Source organism: Brevundimonas albigilva (assembly GCF_023573565.1).
Lineage (GTDB): Bacteria > Pseudomonadota > Alphaproteobacteria > Caulobacterales > Caulobacteraceae > Brevundimonas > Brevundimonas albigilva.
This window is the reverse complement of record NZ_CP097649.1, coordinates 2,097,556-2,116,169: the sequence shown is the minus strand read 5'-3', so window position 1 is coordinate 2,116,169 and position 18,614 is coordinate 2,097,556. Positions and strand designations below refer to the sequence as shown.

The 18,614-nt window shown below is 68.9% G+C and carries 19 protein-coding genes; 8 read left to right on the top strand and 11 right to left on the bottom strand.

Annotated features, from left to right (window positions below; genetic code table 11):
• Positions 1 to 13: 13 nt before the first annotated feature.
• From M8231_RS10605 to M8231_RS10585, 5 genes are all read right to left on the bottom strand, one after another.
• A complete protein-coding gene (locus M8231_RS10605; protein WP_249749996.1) occupies positions 14 to 235 on the bottom strand; it encodes a hypothetical protein in 222 nt (73 codons plus the stop codon).
• Between the two features lie 15 nt (positions 236 to 250).
• The gene (locus tag M8231_RS10600) at positions 251 to 1,210 is read right to left on the bottom strand and encodes a DUF4350 domain-containing protein (RefSeq protein ID WP_249749997.1); all 960 of its coding nucleotides are present in this window, start codon (positions 1,208 to 1,210) and stop codon (positions 251 to 253) included.
• On the bottom strand, positions 1,210 to 2,046 hold the full coding sequence (fghA, locus tag M8231_RS10595; RefSeq protein ID WP_250201440.1) for an S-formylglutathione hydrolase: 837 nt from the start codon (positions 2,044 to 2,046) through the stop codon (positions 1,210 to 1,212). The genes M8231_RS10600 and fghA overlap by 1 nt, the downstream gene beginning before the upstream one ends.
• Positions 2,046 to 2,432 carry a VOC family protein gene (locus tag M8231_RS10590; RefSeq protein ID WP_250201439.1) on the bottom strand — a complete coding sequence of 129 codons (387 nt, stop codon included), beginning with the start codon at positions 2,430 to 2,432 and terminating at the stop codon, positions 2,046 to 2,048. Before M8231_RS10590 ends, fghA begins: the two co-directional genes overlap by 1 nt.
• A gap of 63 nt (positions 2,433 to 2,495) precedes the next feature.
• Positions 2,496 to 3,602 carry an S-(hydroxymethyl)glutathione dehydrogenase/class III alcohol dehydrogenase gene (locus M8231_RS10585; RefSeq protein ID WP_249749999.1) on the bottom strand — a complete coding sequence of 369 codons (1,107 nt, stop codon included), beginning with the start codon at positions 3,600 to 3,602 and terminating at the stop codon, positions 2,496 to 2,498.
• A 129-nt stretch (positions 3,603 to 3,731) separates the two neighbouring features.
• On the opposite strand from M8231_RS10585, the gene M8231_RS10580 reads away from it, so the two are divergent.
• Together M8231_RS10580 and M8231_RS10575 are read left to right on the top strand one after the other, a co-directional pair.
• Complete coding sequence (locus tag M8231_RS10580) at positions 3,732 to 4,538, top strand: FkbM family methyltransferase (RefSeq protein WP_249750000.1); 807 nt, start codon at positions 3,732 to 3,734, stop codon at positions 4,536 to 4,538.
• Positions 4,539 to 4,641: 103 nt separating this feature from the next.
• Positions 4,642 to 5,358: an NAD-dependent deacylase gene (locus M8231_RS10575; protein ID WP_249750001.1), complete on the top strand. Its 717-nt coding sequence runs from the start codon at positions 4,642 to 4,644 to the stop codon at positions 5,356 to 5,358.
• A 50-nt stretch (positions 5,359 to 5,408) separates the two neighbouring features.
• Here M8231_RS10575 and M8231_RS10570 read toward each other — a convergent pair whose 3' ends face one another.
• Entirely contained in the window at positions 5,409 to 5,981 is a 573-nt protein-coding gene (locus M8231_RS10570) for a hypothetical protein (RefSeq protein WP_250201438.1), read from the bottom strand.
• 329 nt (positions 5,982 to 6,310) lie between these two features.
• Between M8231_RS10570 and M8231_RS10565 the strand changes: the two genes are divergently transcribed.
• From M8231_RS10565 to M8231_RS10540, 6 genes are all read left to right on the top strand, one after another.
• Positions 6,311 to 8,110: a long-chain-acyl-CoA synthetase gene (locus tag M8231_RS10565; RefSeq protein WP_250201437.1), complete on the top strand. Its 1,800-nt coding sequence runs from the start codon at positions 6,311 to 6,313 to the stop codon at positions 8,108 to 8,110.
• 84 nt (positions 8,111 to 8,194) lie between these two features.
• Positions 8,195 to 9,058, top strand: coding sequence for a flagellar motor stator protein MotA (gene motA, locus M8231_RS10560; protein ID WP_201216778.1), 864 nt, complete (start codon positions 8,195 to 8,197; stop codon positions 9,056 to 9,058).
• A gap of 138 nt (positions 9,059 to 9,196) precedes the next feature.
• The gene (locus tag M8231_RS10555) at positions 9,197 to 9,496 is read left to right on the top strand and encodes a hypothetical protein (protein ID WP_249750004.1); all 300 of its coding nucleotides are present in this window, start codon (positions 9,197 to 9,199) and stop codon (positions 9,494 to 9,496) included.
• 78 nt (positions 9,497 to 9,574) lie between these two features.
• Positions 9,575 to 11,383: an FAD-dependent 5-carboxymethylaminomethyl-2-thiouridine(34) oxidoreductase MnmC1 gene (gene mnmC1, locus M8231_RS10550; protein WP_250201436.1), complete on the top strand. Its 1,809-nt coding sequence runs from the start codon at positions 9,575 to 9,577 to the stop codon at positions 11,381 to 11,383.
• Positions 11,384 to 11,431: 48 nt separating this feature from the next.
• Positions 11,432 to 12,730 carry a homogentisate 1,2-dioxygenase gene (hmgA, locus tag M8231_RS10545; RefSeq protein ID WP_249750007.1) on the top strand — a complete coding sequence of 433 codons (1,299 nt, stop codon included), beginning with the start codon at positions 11,432 to 11,434 and terminating at the stop codon, positions 12,728 to 12,730.
• Positions 12,727 to 13,095: a hypothetical protein gene (locus M8231_RS10540; RefSeq protein ID WP_249750008.1), complete on the top strand. Its 369-nt coding sequence runs from the start codon at positions 12,727 to 12,729 to the stop codon at positions 13,093 to 13,095. Before hmgA ends, M8231_RS10540 begins: the two co-directional genes overlap by 4 nt.
• A 55-nt stretch (positions 13,096 to 13,150) precedes the next feature.
• Here the strand turns inward: M8231_RS10540 and M8231_RS10535 are convergent, their stop codons facing one another.
• The 5 genes from M8231_RS10535 to zwf all read right to left on the bottom strand — a co-directional run bounded on the left by M8231_RS10535 (position 13,151) and on the right by zwf (position 18,601).
• Positions 13,151 to 13,456, bottom strand: a complete 306-nt coding sequence (locus tag M8231_RS10535) for a hypothetical protein (protein ID WP_250201435.1) — start codon at positions 13,454 to 13,456, stop codon at positions 13,151 to 13,153.
• An 83-nt stretch (positions 13,457 to 13,539) separates the two neighbouring features.
• Entirely contained in the window at positions 13,540 to 14,511 is a 972-nt protein-coding gene (gene glk / locus M8231_RS10530) for a glucokinase (protein ID WP_249750010.1), read from the bottom strand.
• 29 nt (positions 14,512 to 14,540) lie between these two features.
• Positions 14,541 to 16,433, bottom strand: a complete 1,893-nt coding sequence (gene edd, locus M8231_RS10525; protein ID WP_250201434.1) for a phosphogluconate dehydratase — start codon at positions 16,431 to 16,433, stop codon at positions 14,541 to 14,543.
• A gap of 1 nt (position 16,434) precedes the next feature.
• Complete coding sequence (pgl, locus tag M8231_RS10520) at positions 16,435 to 17,148, bottom strand: 6-phosphogluconolactonase (protein WP_250201433.1); 714 nt, start codon at positions 17,146 to 17,148, stop codon at positions 16,435 to 16,437.
• Positions 17,141 to 18,601: a glucose-6-phosphate dehydrogenase gene (gene zwf / locus M8231_RS10515; protein ID WP_249750011.1), complete on the bottom strand. Its 1,461-nt coding sequence runs from the start codon at positions 18,599 to 18,601 to the stop codon at positions 17,141 to 17,143. Before zwf ends, pgl begins: the two co-directional genes overlap by 8 nt.
• Positions 18,602 to 18,614 lie beyond the last annotated feature (13 nt).

Below are 18,614 nucleotides of genomic sequence, written 5' to 3'. Positions count from 1 at the left end.
TATGCGTTACGGCTCAGCTTTGCGGCAAGTGGGCCTTCAGGCAGTCGCGCACGGCCCGCTTCAGGTCGCCCGGCGCATTCGGCTCGTCCACGCCCTCGGCCGCGAACACCGCCCTGACCGCCGCGTCCAGCCCGTTCGGCAGCGCCGCCACGACCCGCTTCTGGCCCTTGTCGTGCAGGCAGAAACCCACTTCGCGGCAAAGGGCGGAAAACATCGGCTCGTAGGGATCGGTCATTGCGGTGCTCTAGCATCAGGGCGCCAGGCGTGACAGCCAGTGCATGAGGTTCAGCGCAAACTGCTGGTCGTCGTGGCCCTCGGTGTTGAGACCGAAGCGAACGGGAGGGCGGCCGTCGTCGAACCGGACGATCTGGGCGGTCAGCATCCCGGCTTCGCCCAGAACCGCCACGCGTCCGTGCCCGAAGTCGAACGCCAGCGCCTGAGCGGGCAGGGCGGGGCGGGCCAACTCCGACACGACCGCGGAAGGCGCCTCTCCCGCGCGCAGCCGGCGCGCGATTTCCTCAAGCGCCTCCAGATTGGGCGCCTCCATGGCGTCGCTGCTCATCGCGATCAAAACAGTCGCGCCCGGCGGCCCTTTCAGCGATTGGCCGGTAAAGGTACGCACCGTGCGGACCGTTTCGCCAGGGTTGCGGCCTTCGATGATCGGATGGTCAGCCAGCGCCTGCCTAGGATAGGTCAGGGTGGCGTTGACGCGAGCGTCGGCCAGTTGAAACGCATAGCCCTTGCCCATGGTCACGCCGAACCGGGCGCCCAGCGCTTCAGCCGCCGCACCATGCGGGGCGTGGTCGGCCGCAAGAAGCAGAGAGCCGCCGCCTTCCACCCATCGGGCCAAGGCCTCGATCTCCGCCGCGTCGAAGGCGGACGCCTGCGCCGGATCAAGGGGCTGCGGATTGGTGATGACCAGAACGGCGACCCCGTCCAAGGCCCCCGGCGTATCGAATCGTTCGTGAGCGGCGTCGAGGCGATAGCCGTCCGCACGCATCAAGGCCGCGAAACCGGCATACCGGTTCGCGAGGCTCGGAACACCGCCATGGCCCTCATCCAGCCGGATCAGAGGGGCCTCGCCATGATACGCCGGAGAAACGACGGTTGGGCGCCAATCGAGGTCTCCGGCCTGCTGCTGGGCTGAGGCTGCGCCTGACGCGATGACGCCAAACAGAATGGCGAGGTTCAGGAGCCAACGGTCGCGCATCAATGCTTCAATCGCGCGGCGTGGAACGCCAGGTGGTCGTCGATGAAGCTGGTCATGAAGAAGTAGGAGTGGTCATAGCCCGGTTGCATCCGGATGGTGATCTTCTGGCCCGAGGCTTCGGCGGCGGCCTTCAGCAGGTCGGGCTTCAGCTGGTCGGTCAGGAAGCTGTCGGCGTCGCCCTGGTCGATCAGGATGTCGTCATAGACCCCGCGCGCGGCGCCCGCCTCGATCAGCCGGGCCGCGTCGTGACGGTTCCAGGCCGCGACGTCGTCCGATCCCAGATAGGCGGTGAAGGCCTTTTCCCCCCACGGGCATCGGGTCGGCGAACTGATCGGGGCGAAGGCGGAGACGGACTGGAACAGTTCGGGGTGGTTCAGCGCCAGGGTCAGCGCCCCGTGCCCGCCCATCGAATGGCCCAGGATCGAGCGGGCGCCGGTGGTCGGAAACTGGGCGTCGATCAGATCGATCAGCTCGCCGGTGACATAGGACTCCATGCGGAAATGCGACGCCCAGGGCGCCTGGGTCGCGTCCAGATAGAAGCCGGCGCCCTGGCCCAGGTCGTAGGCCGGATCGTCCGCCACGCCGTCTCCGCGCGGGCTGGTGTCGGGGGCGACCACGATCAGCCCATGCTCGGCCGCCGCGCGGTACGCTCCGGCCTTGGTGGTGAAGTTGTCCTCGGTGCAGGTCAGGCCCGACAGCCAGATCACGACCGGGAACGGCCCTTCCCCCGGCGGGACGAAGACCGACAGGGTCATCGGCGTGCCGGTCGTCGCGCTATCGTGCTTCAGATAGCGGAGGGTTCCGCCGTGGACGACGTGGGTCTTCGTGGTTTCCATCAGCCGCTCGTCCGGTGCATGGCGCAGATCTTGTTGCCGGAGGGATCGCGCAGATAGGCCAGGATCATGGGGCCGAACGGGCCCTTGCGTTCGCCCGGCGGGTCTTCGATGGCGCGGCCGCCGGCGGCGACGCCGGCGTCGTGGAAGGCCTGGACTATCTCGGGGGTCTTCGCCGCGAAGCCGATGGTGCCGCCGTTGGCGTGGCAGGCCGGTTCGCCGTCGATCGGATGGCCGACCGCGAAGGCGCCCAGCCGCGTCCGCCACCAATAGCGGCCCTTGGGGTCCGGCCCTTGCGCCGGCTCGACGCCCAGCGCTCCCAGCGCCGCGTCATAGAACCGGCGAGACGCCTCGATGTCGTTCGCGCCGACGGTGACATGGGTGAACATGGCTTTGGCTCCGTGGGTTTGGACGGAAGGGATAGCGAGGTCAGTTTCTTTCGGCAACTGACCTCAAAACACCACCACCGAGCGGATGCTCTCGCCCGCGTGCATCAGGTCGAACGCTTCGTTGATGCGTTCCAGCGGCAGGATGTGGGTGATCATGGGGTCGATCTCGATCTTGCCGTCCATGTACCAGTCGACGATCCTGGGCGTGTCGGTGCGGCCGCGCGCGCCGCCGAAGGCCGAGCCGCGCCAGACGCGGCCGGTGACCAGCTGGAACGGGCGGGTGGCGATCTCCTTGCCGGCCTCGGCGACGCCGATGACGACGCTTTCGCCCCAGCCGCGGTGGCAGGCCTCCAGCGCCTGCCGCATGACCACGGTGTTGCCGGTGCAGTCGAAGGTGTAGTCGGCCCCGCCGCCGGTCAGCTCGACCAGATGGGCCACCACGTCCGACACCTCCTTCGGATTGACGAAGTGGGTCATGCCGAAGCGACGGCCCCACTCTTCCTTGTCGCCGTTGATGTCCACGCCGACGATCATGTCGGCGCCGACCATCTTCAGCCCCTGGATGACGTTCAGGCCGATGCCGCCCAGGCCGAAGACCACGGCGTTGGCGCCCGGCTCGACCTTGGCGGTGTTCACCACCGCCCCCACGCCCGTGGTCACGCCGCAGCCGACGTAGCACGCCTTGTCGAACGGGGCGTCCTTGCGGATCTTCGCCACCGCGATCTCGGGCAGGACGGTGTAGTTCGAGAAGGTCGAGCAGCCCATGTAGTGGGCGATGGCCTGGCCCTTGTAGCTGAAGCGGCTGGTGCCGTCGGGCATCAGACCCTTGCCCTGGGTGCCGCGGATCGCGGTGCACAGATTGGTCTTGCGGCTGAGGCACGACTTACACTGGCGGCATTCCGGCGTGTAGAGCGGGATCACATGGTCGCCGACCTCGACGCTGGTGACGCCCGGTCCCACCTCGACCACCACGCCCGCGCCTTCATGACCGAGGATCGAGGGAAAGATGCCTTCCGAATCCAGCCCGTCCAGGGTGTAGGCGTCGGTGTGGCATACGCCCGTTGCCTTGATCTCGATCAGCACCTCGCCGGCTTTGGGGCCTTCCAGATCGAGTTCGACGATCTCGAGCGGACGTTTGGCTTCGAAGGCGACGGCGGCGCGGGTTTTCATGGCGGGCTCCTCAGGCTTTGCGCACTCTTAGCAACGCCCGATCCCCTTCGTCATCCGATCTTGGCTTGTTTGAACCCGCGGCATCGGCTTGGGTGAAGGCCCGAATTCTTGATCAAGCGGATGCCGCGCATGAAGTCGCTGGAACCGGGCGCCCTGGTCGACGCCCTCTATGTCGCTCTTCTGAGGCGCCCGGCGGACGAGGTCGGACGCCGTCAGTGGCTCGAGGCCCTGACCTCGGGATCGGCGACGGTCGAGGATGTCGTTCGCGGCTTCACGGACTCCGACGAGTTCGCGGCGAAGGGCGGCCGCTTCACCAACGATGTGTCTCAATACGGCGAAACCTTCGACCTCCTGCGCCTGTGGGTGGCCGAGCACCAGGGCGCGGGATGGGTGGTCGATGTCGGCGCGCGCGGCGTGGAGCGCTCCAACTCCTACGACCTGCTGAAGCATTTCGGCTGGCGGGGTCTGCTGATCGAGGCCAACCCCGCCCTCGTTCCGGACATACGGCGCGGTTTCGCGGGGCTGGATTTCGAACTTCTGAACTGCGCCGTGTCGGATTTCGAGGGGCGCGCCACGCTGTCCCTGGGCGTCAACGACGACATCTCCTCCCTGAACCCCACGGCGACCGAAGCCTGGGGCGCGCTGCGGGGCGGCGTGGAGGTCGAGGTCCGCAAACTGGACGCCATCCTCGCCGAACGCCAGGTCCCGCAAGACTTCGACCTGCTGTCCCTGGATATCGAGGGGGAGGACATCAAGGTCCTGAACGCGCTCCTGGCCGACAGTCCCTACCGGCCGCGCTGGATCATCATCGAGGCGTCCTACGACTATTCGGTCGGCAGCCTGGACGATCTGCCCTTTTCCGATGCGGTGAAGGCGACCTACGCGATCCGCGCCCAGACCCCAGCCAACCTTATCCTTGGTCGCCGCACGGCGTGAGCGCCGATCGGCAAGCGCCGAAGTCGGCCAGGTAGGCGTCACATCGCCCATCGACAAGCCGCTCGATTCTTGCATTCGCGGCGACAGCCTATTCAATCGGCCCATGTCCTCTCGCAATCTCGTCATCCTGACCGGCGCCGGCATCTCGGCGGAATCCGGCGTGCCGACCTTCCGGGCGTCGGACGGGCTGTGGTGCGGCCACAGGGTCGAGGCGGTCGCGACGCCCGAGGGATACGCCGCCGATCCCGCGCTGGTTCAGGACTTCTACAACCAGCGCCGCCGTCAACTGGGCCAGGTCGAACCCAACGCCGCCCATGTCGCCCTGGCGCGACTGGCCGCGCGATGGGAAGGCGATGTCCTGCTGGTGACGCAGAACGTCGACGACCTGCACGACCGGGCGCACCGGGACACGCCGCCCGCGCCCGGATTCGACCTGATCCATATGCATGGGGAGCTGCTGAAGGCGCGCTGCACCCGTTCGGGCGTCGTCAGCGACTGGTTCGGCGACATGGCCCCCGATCAGGCCTCGCCGCATCATCCGCACGGGGTGATGCGGCCCCATATCGTCTGGTTCGGCGAGACGCCGCTGGAGATGGACCGGATCGAAAGGGCTTTGTGGCGCTGCGACCTGTTCGTCTCGATCGGAACGTCGGGCGCAGTCTATCCGGCGGCGGGTTTCGTGCAGATCGCCAAGGCGGCCGGCGCGCGCACGGTGGAGATCAATCTGGAGCCGACGGCGGGACGTCATCTGTTCGACGAAGGCGCGTACGGCCCCGCCACGCGAACCGTGCCCGCCTTCTTCGACGCCTTGAAGCCATGAAAAAACGGCCCCGCCGGAGAGAGGCGGGGCCGTCGCTTCCTATCGTCGGATCAGTCCAGGGGCTGGACCGAGATGGCCGGAGCCGGGGGCGTCGAGGTCGGCGTCGCCGGGGCGGCCGTGGCCGGCGCGCTGTTCAGCACGCGGGTCTCGGCGCTGTAGGGACGCGGGCCGGTCGGTTCGACCGCCGGCGCCTCTTCGGCGGGCGCCTGTCCGCGCTGGGCCGGGGCCGGGCGCGCCGCCACGGGGGGCGCGCGACGGGCGGGCGCCTCGGCGCGGCGCGCCGCCGGCGCCGCGGTCGCGGGTTCGGGCGGGGCCGCTTCGACCGGTGCGGCGGTCGCGACCGGCGTCTCGGCGGCCGTCATCGCGCTGGACGCGGCCTGCGACGAAACCGGGGTCGTGGTGTCGGCGGGCTGTTCGGCCGGAGCGGGCGCGATGCTCGTCTGCTCGCCGCCCATCATCATCGCCGCCGCGCCGCCGATGACCACCACGGCGCCCAACGGGGCCAGGATCATCCAAGTCTTCACCGGCTTCTTGCTGGATCGCGCGGTGCGGGCGTAGCGGGGCACGAAGACGGCGTCTTGGGTATCGATGGCCGAGGCCGGCTCGCGGGTCGGATAGGTCATAGACATAAGATGTCCTCCATAACGTTGGTCAACCAACCGCGCGGCCTCGGCGCCCGTTCCGCGAACAGAGCGAAAACCTTGAAGAAACACCGTTGTGGCCCCGACTGGGGCGAAACCCGCGCCAAATTGGCGCGGATCGACCGGCTTCAGCCGCAATTCGAGGGGCGGGGTCTGGATTTCCCCGACGTCACCCGAACAAATGGGTCACGCTCGCCGGCAATCGGATGAAGGGTCATGCGGCCCTAAAGTCTTGCGGTTGACCCGGACGGGCGCCTTCGGCCATCACCGAAGGGCAGGGACGAAACGACAGACCGGGAGTATCGGCGGACATGGGTTTGGTGGCGAATATCCGACGCGACGTCCGGTTCGCACGCGGCCTGTTCCGCCTGCTCAAGCGTATCAAGCCGATCCAACTGGATAGCGACGTCCTGCTGTGCGACGACATCGAGGAGGCGGTCGACAAGTTCGCCGACCACGTGGCCTTCGAGGACGAACGGCGCAGCGTCACCTTCCGCGAGTTCGACGCCATGGCCAACCGCTTCGGCCATTGGGCCAAGAGCCGCGGGCTGCGCAAGGGCGACACCATCGCCCTGATGATGACCAACCGGGTGGAATATCTGGCGGCGTGGATCGGCTTTTCCAAGGTCGGCGTGGCGGCGGCCCTGATCAACACCAACCTGGCGGGGCCGGCGCTGGGACACTGCCTGTCGATTTCCGGCGGCTTCAACGTGGTGGCGGACGAGGACTGCTGGCGCCAGGTCGAAGACTCGCGTCCCCATATCGACCGCGACCTGATGCTGTGGGTCCTGGGCCTGCCCGAGGACGAGGAGGCCAGCAATCGCCGCGGACTGGACAACCCGGTGCGCGGCGGCTCGTCGGTGCGGCCGGCGAAGTCGGCGCGGGAGGGGCTGACCAACCGCGACACCTGCCTGTTCATCTACACCTCTGGCACGACCGGCCTGCCCAAGGCCGCGCGCATCCCGCATTCGCGCGCCCGCACCTATATGCGCGCCTTCGCCGGAGCCACGGCCTCGACGCCGGAGGACCGGGTCTTCAACGTCCTGCCTCTGTATCATTCCACCGGCGGCCTGGTGGGGATCGGCGCGGGCTTCCTGAACGGCGCGCGGACGATCATCCGCAAGAAGTTCTCGGCGACCAGTTTCTGGCCCGACGTGAAGGCGTCGAAGGCCACGATGTTCGTCTATATCGGCGAGCTGTGCCGCTATCTGGTCAACTGTCCGCCGAACGCGGACGAAAAGGCGCACAAGCTGCGTCTGGCCTTCGGCAACGGGCTGCGCGCTGATGTCTGGCCCGAGTTCCAGAGCCGGTTCCGTATCCCGAACATCCTGGAATTCTACGGCTCGACCGAAGGTAACGTCTCGCTGTTCAACTTCGACGGCAAGCAGGGCGCGATCGGCCGGGTGCCCAGCTATCTGAAGTCGCAGATCAACATCCGCCTGATCCAGTTCGACGTGGAGACGGAGGAGCCCGTGCGCGGCCCCGATGGCTTCTGCCGCCCTGTCCGCGTCGGGGACGTGGGCGAGGCGATCGGCGAGATCGGCAACGACATCCGCCACGATTTCTCGGGCTACGCCGACAAGGCCGCCTCGCAGAAGAAGATCCTGACCGACGTCTTCAAGAAGGGCGACCGCTGGTTCCGCACCGGCGACCTGATGCGTCAGGACGACGAAGGCTATTTCTACTTCATGGACCGGACGGGCGACACCTTCCGCTGGAAGGGCGAGAACGTCTCCACCTCCGAGGTCGAACAGGTGCTGATGGATGCGCCCGGCGTCAGCGAGGCGATCGTCTATGGGGTCACCGTGCCGGGCCACGACGGCAAGGCCGGCATGGCCGCGCTGGTGGTCGACGGAAAGTTCGACGCCGCCGCCTTCGACGCCCACGTCGACGGCAAGCTGCCCGCCTACGCCCAGCCGGTGTTCCTGCGCCTGATCAAGGCGGCCGACACGACCGGGACCTTCAAGTACCGCAAGGCCGACCTGGTGGCCGACGGCTTCGATCCGGCCAAGGCCGGCGCGGCCCTGTACGTGCGCGGCGGCAAATCCGGTTACGCCAAGCTGACGGCGGCGGCCCGCACAAAGATCCTGGACGGCGAAACGCGCCTTTGACGTCGCGGGACGGCGTTCGGGAAACGGGGTCTTAAGCATTAACGGTCATGGTTCCGGCGTTTCGCGTCAGGACCCTCCCGCCTCATGTTCCAGATCATCGGCATCGTCTTGCTGTTCGGCATGGTGTTCGGCAGCTATCTGCTGGCCGGCGGCAAGATGGCCGTCATCCTGCACTCCCTGCCGTTCGAACTGATGGGGATCCTGGGTTCGGGCGTCGCCGCCTTCGTGATCGCCAACAGCATGGACGTGATCAAGGCGACCCTGGGCGGCTTCGGCCGCATCTTCGGCGGGCCCAAGTGGAAGAAGCAGGATTACAAGGAGCTGCTGTCGCTGCTGTTCCAGCTGACCAAGACGATGAAGTCCAAGGGCGTGGTCGCCCTGGAAAGCCACATCGAAAAGCCCAAGGAATCGCCGATCTTCCAGAAGTACCCCAAGGTGCTGAAGGACCATTTCGCCGTCGATTTCATCTGCGACACCCTGCGGATGATGACCATGAACCTGGAGGATCCGCACCAGGTCGAGGACGCGATGGAAAAGCAGCTGGAAAAGCACCATCACGAGGCCCAGGCGGGCGCTCACGCCCTGCAGAACATGGCGGACGCCCTGCCGGCCCTGGGCATCGTCATCGCGGTTCTGGGGGTCATCAAGACCATGGGCTCGATCACCGAGCCGCCCGAGGTCCTGGGCGGGATGATCGGCGGGGCCCTGGTCGGCACCTTCCTGGGCGTGTTCCTGGCCTATGGCATGATCGGGCCGTTCGCGACCCGTCTGAAGGACATCGTCGAGCAGGACGGCGCCTACTACAAGATCATCCAATCCGTGCTGGTCGCGCACCTGCACGGCAATGCGGCGCAGATTTCGGTCGAGATCGGCCGGGGCGACATCCCCTCGGTGGCCCAGCCCTCGTTCGTGGAAATGGAAGAGACGCTCAACAGCCTGACGGAGTGATCCGCGGAACGGCCAAGCCAGCCGACCGTTGAGCAAGCGACATGACGCCGCCCTGATCCTGGCTTGCCCATGCGATCACGGCGGCGTTATCGTTCGCCAGAGGCATCGACCTCGCAACAGCATCCGGAGGAATTCCCCATGCGTATCACCCCCCTGATCGTCGCCTCGGCCGCCGCCCTGGCGCTGGCCGCCTGCCAGAACGCCAGCGAAGACAAGGCGCAGGACGCCGCCGCCGATGCGGCCGCCGCCGCCGACACCGCCGCCGACGCCGCCGTGACCGCCGACCAGGCCGCGACCGACGCCGCCGCCGCCGCCGGCGAGGCCGCCTCGGCCGCCGCCGACACCGCCGCCCCGGACGGCGCCGCCCCGGACGGCGCCGCCATGACCGCCCAGCCGCCGGCCGAAGAGACCGCGCCGACGCCCGCGCCGGCCCACTGAGCCGATCGGTTCGTGAACCGGGATAGGGGCCGCTCCATCGGGGCGGCCCTTTTTCTTGACCCGTGCTAGAGCGGCGCGATGACGACCGAGGATGCTTCGCCGCAACTGACCTGGACCGAAGAGGGCGAGCCGCGTTCGGGCCGGTTCGGAGACGTCTATTTTTCCCGCGACGACGGCCTGGCGGAGACGCGGGCGGTGTTCCTGCAGGGGTGCGGCCTGCCGGAGGCCTGGGCGGGGCGTCGCTCCTTCACCGTGGCCGAGCTGGGTTTCGGCACGGGGCTGAACATCGCCGCCCTGCTGGACCTGTGGCGGCGGACGCGGCCCCAGGAGGGCCGGCTGCACGTCTTTTCCATCGAGGGGTTCCCGCTGAGCGCCCAGGAGGCTGGGCGCGCCCTGGCGAACTGGCCCGAGGTCGGAGAGGCGGCGAGCGCGCTGATCCAGGCCTGGCCGGCGCCCACGCCCGGCTTTCACCGCATCGACCTGCCGGAGCATCACGCGGTCCTGGACCTGGCGGTCGGCGATGCGGCCTGGGCGCTGGAGGCCTGGTGGGGCCAGGCGGACGCCTGGTTCCTGGACGGCTTCTCGCCCGCCCTGAACCCGGGGATGTGGTCACCGCAGGTGCTGGACCTGATCCAGGCGCGGTCGGCGCCCGGCGCGCGCGTGGCGACCTTCACCGTGGCCGGGGCGGTGCGGCGAGGCCTGGCCGAACGCGGCTTCGTCGTCGACAAGCGGCCCGGACATGGGCGCAAGCGCGAACGGCTGGAAGCTCGGCTGCCGGGGCGAGCGACGCCGCAGATCCCCCGCCCGCGGGTCGCGGTCGTCGGCGCGGGCATGGCGGGGGCCTCGGCCGCGCGGGCGCTGGCGGCGGCAGGCCTCCAGCCGGTGGTGATCGAGGCCGAGCGACCGGGGGCGGGCGGGTCGGGGTTTCCCATCGGCCTGGTGACGCCCCGTCTAGACGTCGGGGATGCGGACGTGGCGGCCCTCTACGCCCAGGCGCTGGAGCGAGCGTGCCAGCTCTATGGCGATGTCGAGAACGCGGTGGTCGCGCGCGGCGTGCTGCAGACGCCCCAGGCGCCGCGCGACGTCGCCCGTTTCGACAGGATCGCCGCCCAGCCGATCTGGCCGCCGGACGCCATGACGATCCTGAACCCCCGCCAAGCGTCGGACTGGCTGGGAGAGCCGATGGAGGAGGGCGGGCTGCTGATGGCCCAGGCGCTGGTCGTGCGGCCTCTTGCCGTGCTCGACGCCTGGCTGGCCGGCGTCGATCGTCGCAGCGGGCAGGTGGAGCGTCTGGAGCGGGCCGAAGAGGGCTGGCGGCTGGTCGCGCCGGGCGGCGAGGTGATCGCCGAGGCGGACATCGTCATCCTGGCCGGGGGGTGGGGGGCGGCGTCGCTTCTGGATCGGTCGCGCCATCCCGAATTGACCCCCGTGCGGGGACAGGCGGACTGGGTCGAGGGGCCGAGCGTCCGCGCCGTGGCCTGGGGCGGCTATGCGGCCCCGACAGGGCAGGGGGTGCTGTTCGGCGCCACGCATGATCGCGGCCGCACCGATCTGGCGGTCCGTCCGGAAGACAGCGCCCGCAACCGCGACACGCTCAGGTCGCGGGCGCCCGCCCTGGCGGACCGGGTGGAGGCGGCGCCCAGCGCCCAGGCGCGCGTCGCCGTCCGTGCGACCACCGCCGACCGTCTGCCGATCGCCGGCCGGCTGGACGGCGGCTTGCTGATGCTGGGCGGGCTGGGGTCGCGAGGGCTGTGCCTGGCGCCGCTGTTGGGCGAGCATCTGGCGGCGCTGGCCCTGGGCCTTCCGTCGCCCCTGCCGCGCGCCCTGGCCGGTCGCGTCAGGCCGGATCGCCCGGCGCTCAGGCCCAAAGTCGGACCTCGAACCTAGCCCGGCGTCGGCTTAAGTCCTACACCTGCGCGTCAAGGGAGACACACGATGACGACGCGATCCAACGCGCCCGCCTATATGTCCGGCTTCGGCAACCACTTCGCCACCGAGGCGGCGCCCGGCGCCCTGCCGGTGGGACAGAACTCGCCGCAGAAGACGCCGATGGGCCTGTACGCCGAACAGCTGTCCGGCACGGCCTTCACCGCGCCGCGCGCCGAGAACCGCAGAAGCTGGCTCTACCGCCTGCGACCGTCGGCCCAGCACGGGCCCTACGCGCCCTTCGATCAGGGCCGGGTTCGATCGGGACCGTTCGACGAGACGCCGCCCAATCCCAACCGGATGCGATGGGACCCGCTGCCGTCGCCGGAACAGCCAACCGACTGGGTGGAGGGCCTGGTCACCTACGGCGGCAATGGAGAGCCGGACGCGGGCGCCGGGGCGGGCATCCATCTTTACGCCGCCAACCGGTCTATGATCGGCCGGGTCTTCTACGACGCCGACGGCGAACTTCTGATCGTGCCGCAGCAGGGCGCGCATCGCTTCGTGACCGAGATGGGCGTGATCGAGGCCGGGCCGGGCCATGTCGTCCTGATCCCGCGCGGCGTCCGCTTCCGTGTCGAGGTCGACGGCCCGGTGCGGGGGTATGTCTGCGAGAACTACGGCAGTCCCTTCCGCATCCCCGACCTGGGGCCGATCGGCGCCAACGGCCTGGCCAATCCGCGCGACTTCGAAGCCCCGGTCGCCGCCTATGAAGACGTCGACCGCCCCACCGAATGCGTGCAGAAGTTCGGCGGGCGGCTGTGGGCCACGCGCTTCGACCACAGCCCGCTGGACGTCGTCGCCTGGCACGGCAACCTGGCGCCCTGCCGCTACGACACGGCGCGGTTCAACACGATCAACACGGTCAGCTACGATCATCCTGATCCTTCGATCTTCACCGTCCTGACCAGTCCGTCCGAGACGCCCGGCACGGCCAACATCGACTTCGTGATCTTTCCGCCGCGCTGGATGGTGGCCGAGCACACCTTCCGACCGCCGTGGTTCCACAGGAACGTCATGAGCGAGTTCATGGGGCTGGTCACCGGCGCCTATGACGCCAAGGCCGGCGGCTTCGCGCCCGGCGGCGCCAGCCTGCACAACCGCATGAGCGGACACGGTCCCGACCAGGCCAGTTATGACGGCGCGGTCAAGGCCGAGCTGAAGCCGCACAAGATCGAGAACACCCTGGCCTTCATGTTCGAGACCCGGATGCCGATCCGCGTCACGAAATGGGCGCAAGGCTCGCCCCAGATGCAGCTGGACTACGACGACGTCTGGTCCGGCTTTGAAAAAGGACAGGTCTCTTGATTCGCACCGCTCTTCTGGCCGGCGCCGCCCTTCTGGCCGCCGCCTGCGCGCCCCAGCCCGCCGCGTCGACGGCTTCGACCGACACTGCCGTCCAGAGCGCCGACGCCTCGGCCTGCGCCCAGCGCGGCGGGACGATGCAGCGCGTGGGACGCCTGCAGAGCTGGCAGTGCGTGGTGACCTACGCCGACGCGGGCAAGCGGTGCACCGACGGCGATCAATGCCAGGGCGACTGCTGGCTGGAAGACGGGGCGCCACCCAAGCCCGGCCAGCCTGCGACTGGCGTCTGCCAGCCGACCAGCAGCCGGTTCGGCTGTCACACCACGGTGAAGGACGGCAAGGCCGACGTCGGCCTCTGCATCGACTGACGCCCACAAAAAAAGGCCCCGCCGAAGCGGGGCCTTTCGTTCTTCGACCAGGCGATCAGTGCTGCGTCGGGGTGTTCTGGGTGGTCATGCCGCCGTCGGCGTTGCCGCCGTGCTGCTCGACCTGATCGGCGCGACGGTCGGCGTTCTCTTCGACGCGGTCGGCCTGGGCGTCCAGAGCATCGGACTGAGCGTCGGTCGGCGCTTGAGCCGCCTGGGCTTCCAGCGAATCGGCGCGCGCTTCGCCTTGCGCCTCGATGGCGTCGGCTTGGCTTTCGGCGGCCTTGTCGGTGGCGCTTTCACCGCAGGCGGCGACACCGGCCAGGGCGAACAGCGAGACGGCGGCGATGGCGATCTTCTTCATGGAACTTCCTCCGTTGTGGAGCAGAGGAAACGTCGCCGCGCCGGATCGGTTCACGCCGGCGTGATTTTTGTGTGAGCCCGCCGTTACTCTCCGGCTTCGGCGAAGGCCACGCGCGCGGCGCCCAGCAGGGCGGCGTGCTTGTGCATGATCACCTTGGTCGGGATGTCGGCCATGTATTCCTTGAACCGGCCCTTCCGCTCGAAGCGTTGGCGGAACGGGCTGGCCTTGATGAAAGGCAGGATGCGCGGAACGATGCCGCCGGCGATATAGACCCCGCCGCGCGCGCCCGTGGTCAGGGCGATGTCGCCGGCGACCGCGCCCAGGATCGCGCAGAACCGCGCCAGAGTGGCCCCGCACGGGCTGTTGGGGTCCTTGAGCGCCGTCGCGGTGATCTCGGCGGGATCCTCGATATGCGTCTCGCGCCCGTCGATCTCGGCCAGGGCGCGGTGCATGTTCAGGAGACCCGGGCCGCAGATCAGCCGCTCGATCGACACCCGGTCGTAACGCCGGCGCAAAATTCGCAGGATCTCGTCCTCGACGGGGTCTCCGGGCGGGAAGCAGGCGTGGCCGCCCTCGGACGGCATGGCCATTTCCTTGCCGTGCGCGTCGCGAACCAGGGCCGAGACGCCGAAGCCGGTGCCGGGACCCAGCACCGCCACGGTCGAGTGCGGATCGCCGTCGACGGGTCCGCCCAGGCTCTCCAACTGGTCCTCCGGCACGATGGGCGCGCCCCAGGCCAGCGCCTCGAAGTCATTGATCAGCTTGACTGGCTGCAGACCCAGGGTCTGCAGTTCGGATTCCGACACCTGCCAGGGCGAGTTGGTCAGGTCGATGGCCCCGTCCGTCACCGGACCGGCGACGGCGATCACGCCGCCCGACGGCTTGACCTCGCAGCCGTCGATGAAGGCCTGCACCCCCTCCAGGAAGGTCGGATAACGTTCGGCCGGAAAGCTCTCGTGGTGGTCCAGGACCGGGCGGCCGTCGACCATGCGGGCCACGGCGAAACGAGCATTGGTGCCGCCGACGTCGCCGACGAGAAGGGTCTTGTCATTCATGATGCGTTTCCTGCGCTCGGTTCGGCGGATCAGGCGTCCACGGTCCGGTCGACGACATTGGGATTGGGCGGCGTGTCGGCGTGCACGACGCTGCTGGAGCCGTTGACGGCGAAGCAGACGGTGGCGCCTTCCTCGGCCGTTGTGACGACATGGCGGAAGGCGCCGAACAGTTCGCGTCCATAGCCCCAGGACGAGCCCTCGGCATGGGCGGGGCTGCGCGTGGCGCGCGGGCGGCCCGTCAGGTCGTCGACGCCCACGGTGGTCAGGACCCCGGCCTCGGGATCCAGGCGGATGATGTCGCCGTCGCGGATGTGGGCCAGGGGCCCGCCGGCCAGGGCCTCGGGGCTGACGTGGATCGCCGCCGGGGTCTTGCCGCTGGCGCCCGACATGCGGCCGTCGGTGACGAAGGCGACCTTGAAGCCGCGGTCCTGGATCACCGAAAGGGCCGGCGACAGGCTGTGCAGTTCCGGCATGCCGTTGGCCTTGGGCCCCTGGAAGCGCAGCACCACAACCACATCGCGGAACAGCTTGCCGTCCTTGAAGGCCTGGAGGGCGTCCTCCTGGGTCTCGAAAACGGCGGCCGGCGCCTCGACGATGCGGTTCTCGGGCTTGACCGCCGAGATCTTGATCACCGCCCGGCCCAGGTCGCCCTGGACCAGACGCAGGCCGCCCTCCCTGTCGAACGGGTCGGAGGCGGGGCGCAGGATGTCGCGGTCCAGGCTCTCCGTCACGCCGTCGCGCCAGACCAGTTCGCCGTCCACCATTGACGGTTCCTGGAAATAGGCGGCGACGCCCTTGCCCATGATGGTGGTCACATCGGTGTGGATGTTTCCGTTGGCGGCCAGTTCGCGCGCCACGAAGGCGACGCCGCCGGCGGCCTGGAAGGCGTTCACGTCCGCCGAGCCGTTGGGATAGACCCGCGCCAGCAGCGGCGTGACCGACGACAGCTCGTCCATGTCGGTCCAGTCGATCAGGATCCCCGCCGCCCGCGCCATTGCCACCAGGTGGATGGCGTGATTGGTCGAACCGCCGGTGGCCAGCAGGGCCACGATCATGTTGACGATGGACTTCTCGTCGATGACGTCGGCCATGCGGCTTTCGCCGGTCCGCGCCAGTTCGACCGCCCGCTTGGCCGCCGCCGCCGTCAGGGCGTCGCGCAGGCCGGTGTCGGGATGGACGAAGGCGGTGGACGGCATGTGCAGCCCGCCCAGCTCCATCATCATCTGGTTGGAGTTGGCGGTGCCGTAGAAGGTGCAGGTGCCGGGCGAGTGATAGCTGCCGATCTCGCTTTCCAGCAGGGTCTGCCGGTCCACCTTGTTCTGCGCGTATTCGGCGCGGACGCGGGCCTTTTCCGCGTTCGGGATGCCCGACGGCATCGGGCCGGCCGGGGCGAACACGACCGGCAGATGGCCGAAGGCCAGGGCGCCCATGAACAGGCCCGGCACGATCTTGTCGCACACGCCCAGCATCATGGCGGCGTCGAAGGCGTCGTGCGTCAGGCCGACGCCGGCCGACATGGCGATGACGTCGCGGCTGAACAGCGACAGCTCCATGCCCGGCCGGCCCTGCGTGACGCCATCGCACATGGCGGGCGTGCCGCCGGCGACCTGGGCCGTCGCGCCGACCTCGCGCACCGCCTGGCGCACCACGCCGGGAAAGCGTTCGAACGGCTGGTGGGCCGACAGCATGTCGTTGTAGGCGGTGATGATCCCCAGGTTCGGCCTGGAGCCGTCCATGGCCGTCAGCTTGTCGGCGATGGTCTGGCCGGCGAAGGCGTGCGCCCAGTTGGCGCAGCTCAGCTTGGCCCGGCCGGCGCCGCTGTCGCGCGCGGCGTCCATGCGGCGCAGATAGTCGGCGCGGGTCTCGCGGCTTTTCTCGACGATGCGGGCGGTGACCGCGGCGACCGTGGGATGAAGGGCCATGTCAGCCTTCCTCCGTCCACAGAACTTCTAGGGGAACGTCATTGGCCAGCAGGGCCGCGATGGGCTGAACCTTGGGATCGCCCTTGGCCTGGTCTTCGAAGACGGCGCGTTTGGTCGCGCCCTTCAGGCCCAGGATCACCCGCCCGGCCGACATCAGATAGGGCAGGTTGATCGACAGCCGCTCCTGCGGCGGCGCCAGGCCGTCGCGGCCGTGCGGCACGCCCAGCACGGTCGGTTTCAGGGTGGGCGTCAGCAGGGTCTTGAGGGTGGGGCTTTCCGGGAACATGGAACAGATATGGCCATCCTCCCCCATGCCGAGAAGGACCGCGTCGAAACGACCGCCGACATCGGCCAGGGCGTGCGCGGCCACCGCGGCGGCGCGGTCCACCGTCACCTCGGGCGTATAGAGGGGCACGAACCGCGCGGCGGCGGCTGGACCCTGCAACAGCACGTCGCGGATCAGCCGGGCGTTGGAGTCCGGCGAGGTCTCGGGGACGTAACGCTCGTCCACCAGGGTGACGGCGACGTTCGCCCAGTCCAGGTCGGTCGCGGCAAGGCGACGATAGACGGGGGCGGGGGTCGATCCGCCCGGACCGGCGAAGACGGCCCGGCCGGCGTCGCGCAGGGCGCCGCCCAGGGTCTCCGCCAACCGTGCGGCGATGGCCTCGGCCCAGGCGTCGACGCCGGCGAAGGATTCGATTTCAACCTCACGCATCGGCGGTGTTCCAGTCGCGTCCGGTGCGCGCCACCAGCATATCCGCGGCGTCCGGCCCCCAGGTTCCGGCGACGTACTCATGCGGCTTCTGGCCGGATTCGGCCCAGGCCTCGGCGACCTCGTCCACCCACCGCCAGGCCTGCTCGGCCTCGTCGCGGCGGACGAACAGGGTGGAATCGCCGGCCATGGCGTCCAGCAGCAGCCGCTCATAGGCGATCCGGCGACGCGGCGGGGCGTCGCCCTTGCCGTCGACGCCCCACGACAGGCTCATCTTGATCGGCTGCAGCTGCATGCGCTGGCTCAGGCCCGGGCGCTTGTTCATCACGGTCAGGGAGATGTCTTCCTCGGGCTGCAGCTCGATGACCATGCGGTTGGCCTGCACCTCGCCCCGATCGTCGCGGTCGAAGATGGAGTGCGGCACCGGCTTGAACTGGATCACGATCTCGGTGCGCTTTTCCGGCAGGCGCTTGCCGGTGCGCATGAAGAAGGGCACGCCGGCCCAGCGCCAGTTGTCGATGTCGGCGCGGATGGCGACGAAGGTCTCGGTGTCGGAGTCCTCGCCGCGCTCCTCGTCATAGCCCTTGACCGGCTTGCCCTCGGAAACGCCCGCCACATACTGGCCGCGCACGGTCACGCGCTCGGCCTCGTCCGGCGTGATGGGGCGCAAGGAGCGCAGCACCTTGACCTTCTCGTTGCGGACCGAGTCCGGGTCCAGGTCGCTGGGCGGCTCCATCGCCACCAGGCACAGCAGCTGCAGCATATGGTTCTGCAGCATATCGCGCAGCGCGCCGTACTCGTCATAGTACGGCCAGCGATCGCCCACGCCGACCGTCTCGCCGATGGTGATCTGCACGTGGTCGATCGTCAGATTGTTCCACAGCGGCTCGAAGATGGTGTTGCCGAACCGCAGGGCGATCAGGTTCTGGACCGTCTCCTTGCCCAGGTAATGGTCGATGCGGAAGACCTGGTCCTCGCGGAAGGCGTGGGCGACGGCGTCGTCGATCTCCAGGAAGGACTTCAGGTCGCGGCCGACCGGCTTTTCCAGCACGATCCGAGCGTTCCGTTCGGCCAGGCCCGCCGCCTTCATGGCGGTGACGATGCGGGCGTAGAGGGACGGCGACACGGCCAGGAAAGAGGTGACGGCGTCGTCGCCGACCTTGGCTTTCAGTCCCTTCAGGCTGTCGGCGCTGGTCGCGTCCACGGCCAGGTAGTCCAGCCGCGCCTTCATGCGCGACCAGCTTTGTTCGTCCCAGAGGCGGTCGGTCTCGGCGCGCGCCTTCACCGCCGCGTGGACCTTGGCCACATATTCGTCAGGGGTCTCTTCCGAGCGCGCCGCGCCGATGATCTTAAGCCCCTCGGGCAGCAGGCCGTCGTGTTCGAGAAAATAGAGCGATGGCAGCAGCATCCGCATGGCGAGGTCGCCGCCGCCGCCGAACAGAATGAGTGCCGCCATGCCGTCTTCCCTT

Bases quoted from the DNA above. Each gene is read 5' to 3' on its own strand.
- M8231_RS10605 (WP_249749996.1), bottom strand. From the start codon at position 235: ATGACCGATCCCTACGAGCCGATGTTTTCCGCCCTTTGCCGCGAAGTG.
- M8231_RS10600 (WP_249749997.1), bottom strand. From the start codon at position 1,210: ATGCGCGACCGTTGGCTCCTGAACCTCGCCATTCTGTTTGGCGTCATC.
- fghA (WP_250201440.1), bottom strand. From the start codon at position 2,046: ATGGAAACCACGAAGACCCACGTCGTCCACGGCGGAACCCTCCGCTAT.
- M8231_RS10590 (WP_250201439.1), bottom strand. From the start codon at position 2,432: ATGTTCACCCATGTCACCGTCGGCGCGAACGACATCGAGGCGTCTCGC.
- M8231_RS10585 (WP_249749999.1), bottom strand. From the start codon at position 3,602: ATGAAAACCCGCGCCGCCGTCGCCTTCGAAGCCAAACGTCCGCTCGAG.
- M8231_RS10580 (WP_249750000.1), top strand. From the start codon at position 3,732: ATGAAGTCGCTGGAACCGGGCGCCCTGGTCGACGCCCTCTATGTCGCT.
- M8231_RS10575 (WP_249750001.1), top strand. From the start codon at position 4,642: ATGTCCTCTCGCAATCTCGTCATCCTGACCGGCGCCGGCATCTCGGCG.
- M8231_RS10570 (WP_250201438.1), bottom strand. From the start codon at position 5,981: ATGACCTATCCGACCCGCGAGCCGGCCTCGGCCATCGATACCCAAGAC.
- M8231_RS10565 (WP_250201437.1), top strand. From the start codon at position 6,311: ATGGGTTTGGTGGCGAATATCCGACGCGACGTCCGGTTCGCACGCGGC.
- motA (WP_201216778.1), top strand. From the start codon at position 8,195: ATGTTCCAGATCATCGGCATCGTCTTGCTGTTCGGCATGGTGTTCGGC.
- M8231_RS10555 (WP_249750004.1), top strand. From the start codon at position 9,197: ATGCGTATCACCCCCCTGATCGTCGCCTCGGCCGCCGCCCTGGCGCTG.
- mnmC1 (WP_250201436.1), top strand. From the start codon at position 9,575: ATGACGACCGAGGATGCTTCGCCGCAACTGACCTGGACCGAAGAGGGC.
- hmgA (WP_249750007.1), top strand. From the start codon at position 11,432: ATGACGACGCGATCCAACGCGCCCGCCTATATGTCCGGCTTCGGCAAC.
- M8231_RS10535 (WP_250201435.1), bottom strand. From the start codon at position 13,456: ATGAAGAAGATCGCCATCGCCGCCGTCTCGCTGTTCGCCCTGGCCGGT.
- glk (WP_249750010.1), bottom strand. From the start codon at position 14,511: ATGAATGACAAGACCCTTCTCGTCGGCGACGTCGGCGGCACCAATGCT.
- edd (WP_250201434.1), bottom strand. From the start codon at position 16,433: ATGGCCCTTCATCCCACGGTCGCCGCGGTCACCGCCCGCATCGTCGAG.
- pgl (WP_250201433.1), bottom strand. From the start codon at position 17,148: ATGCGTGAGGTTGAAATCGAATCCTTCGCCGGCGTCGACGCCTGGGCC.
- zwf (WP_249750011.1), bottom strand. From the start codon at position 18,601: ATGGCGGCACTCATTCTGTTCGGCGGCGGCGGCGACCTCGCCATGCGG.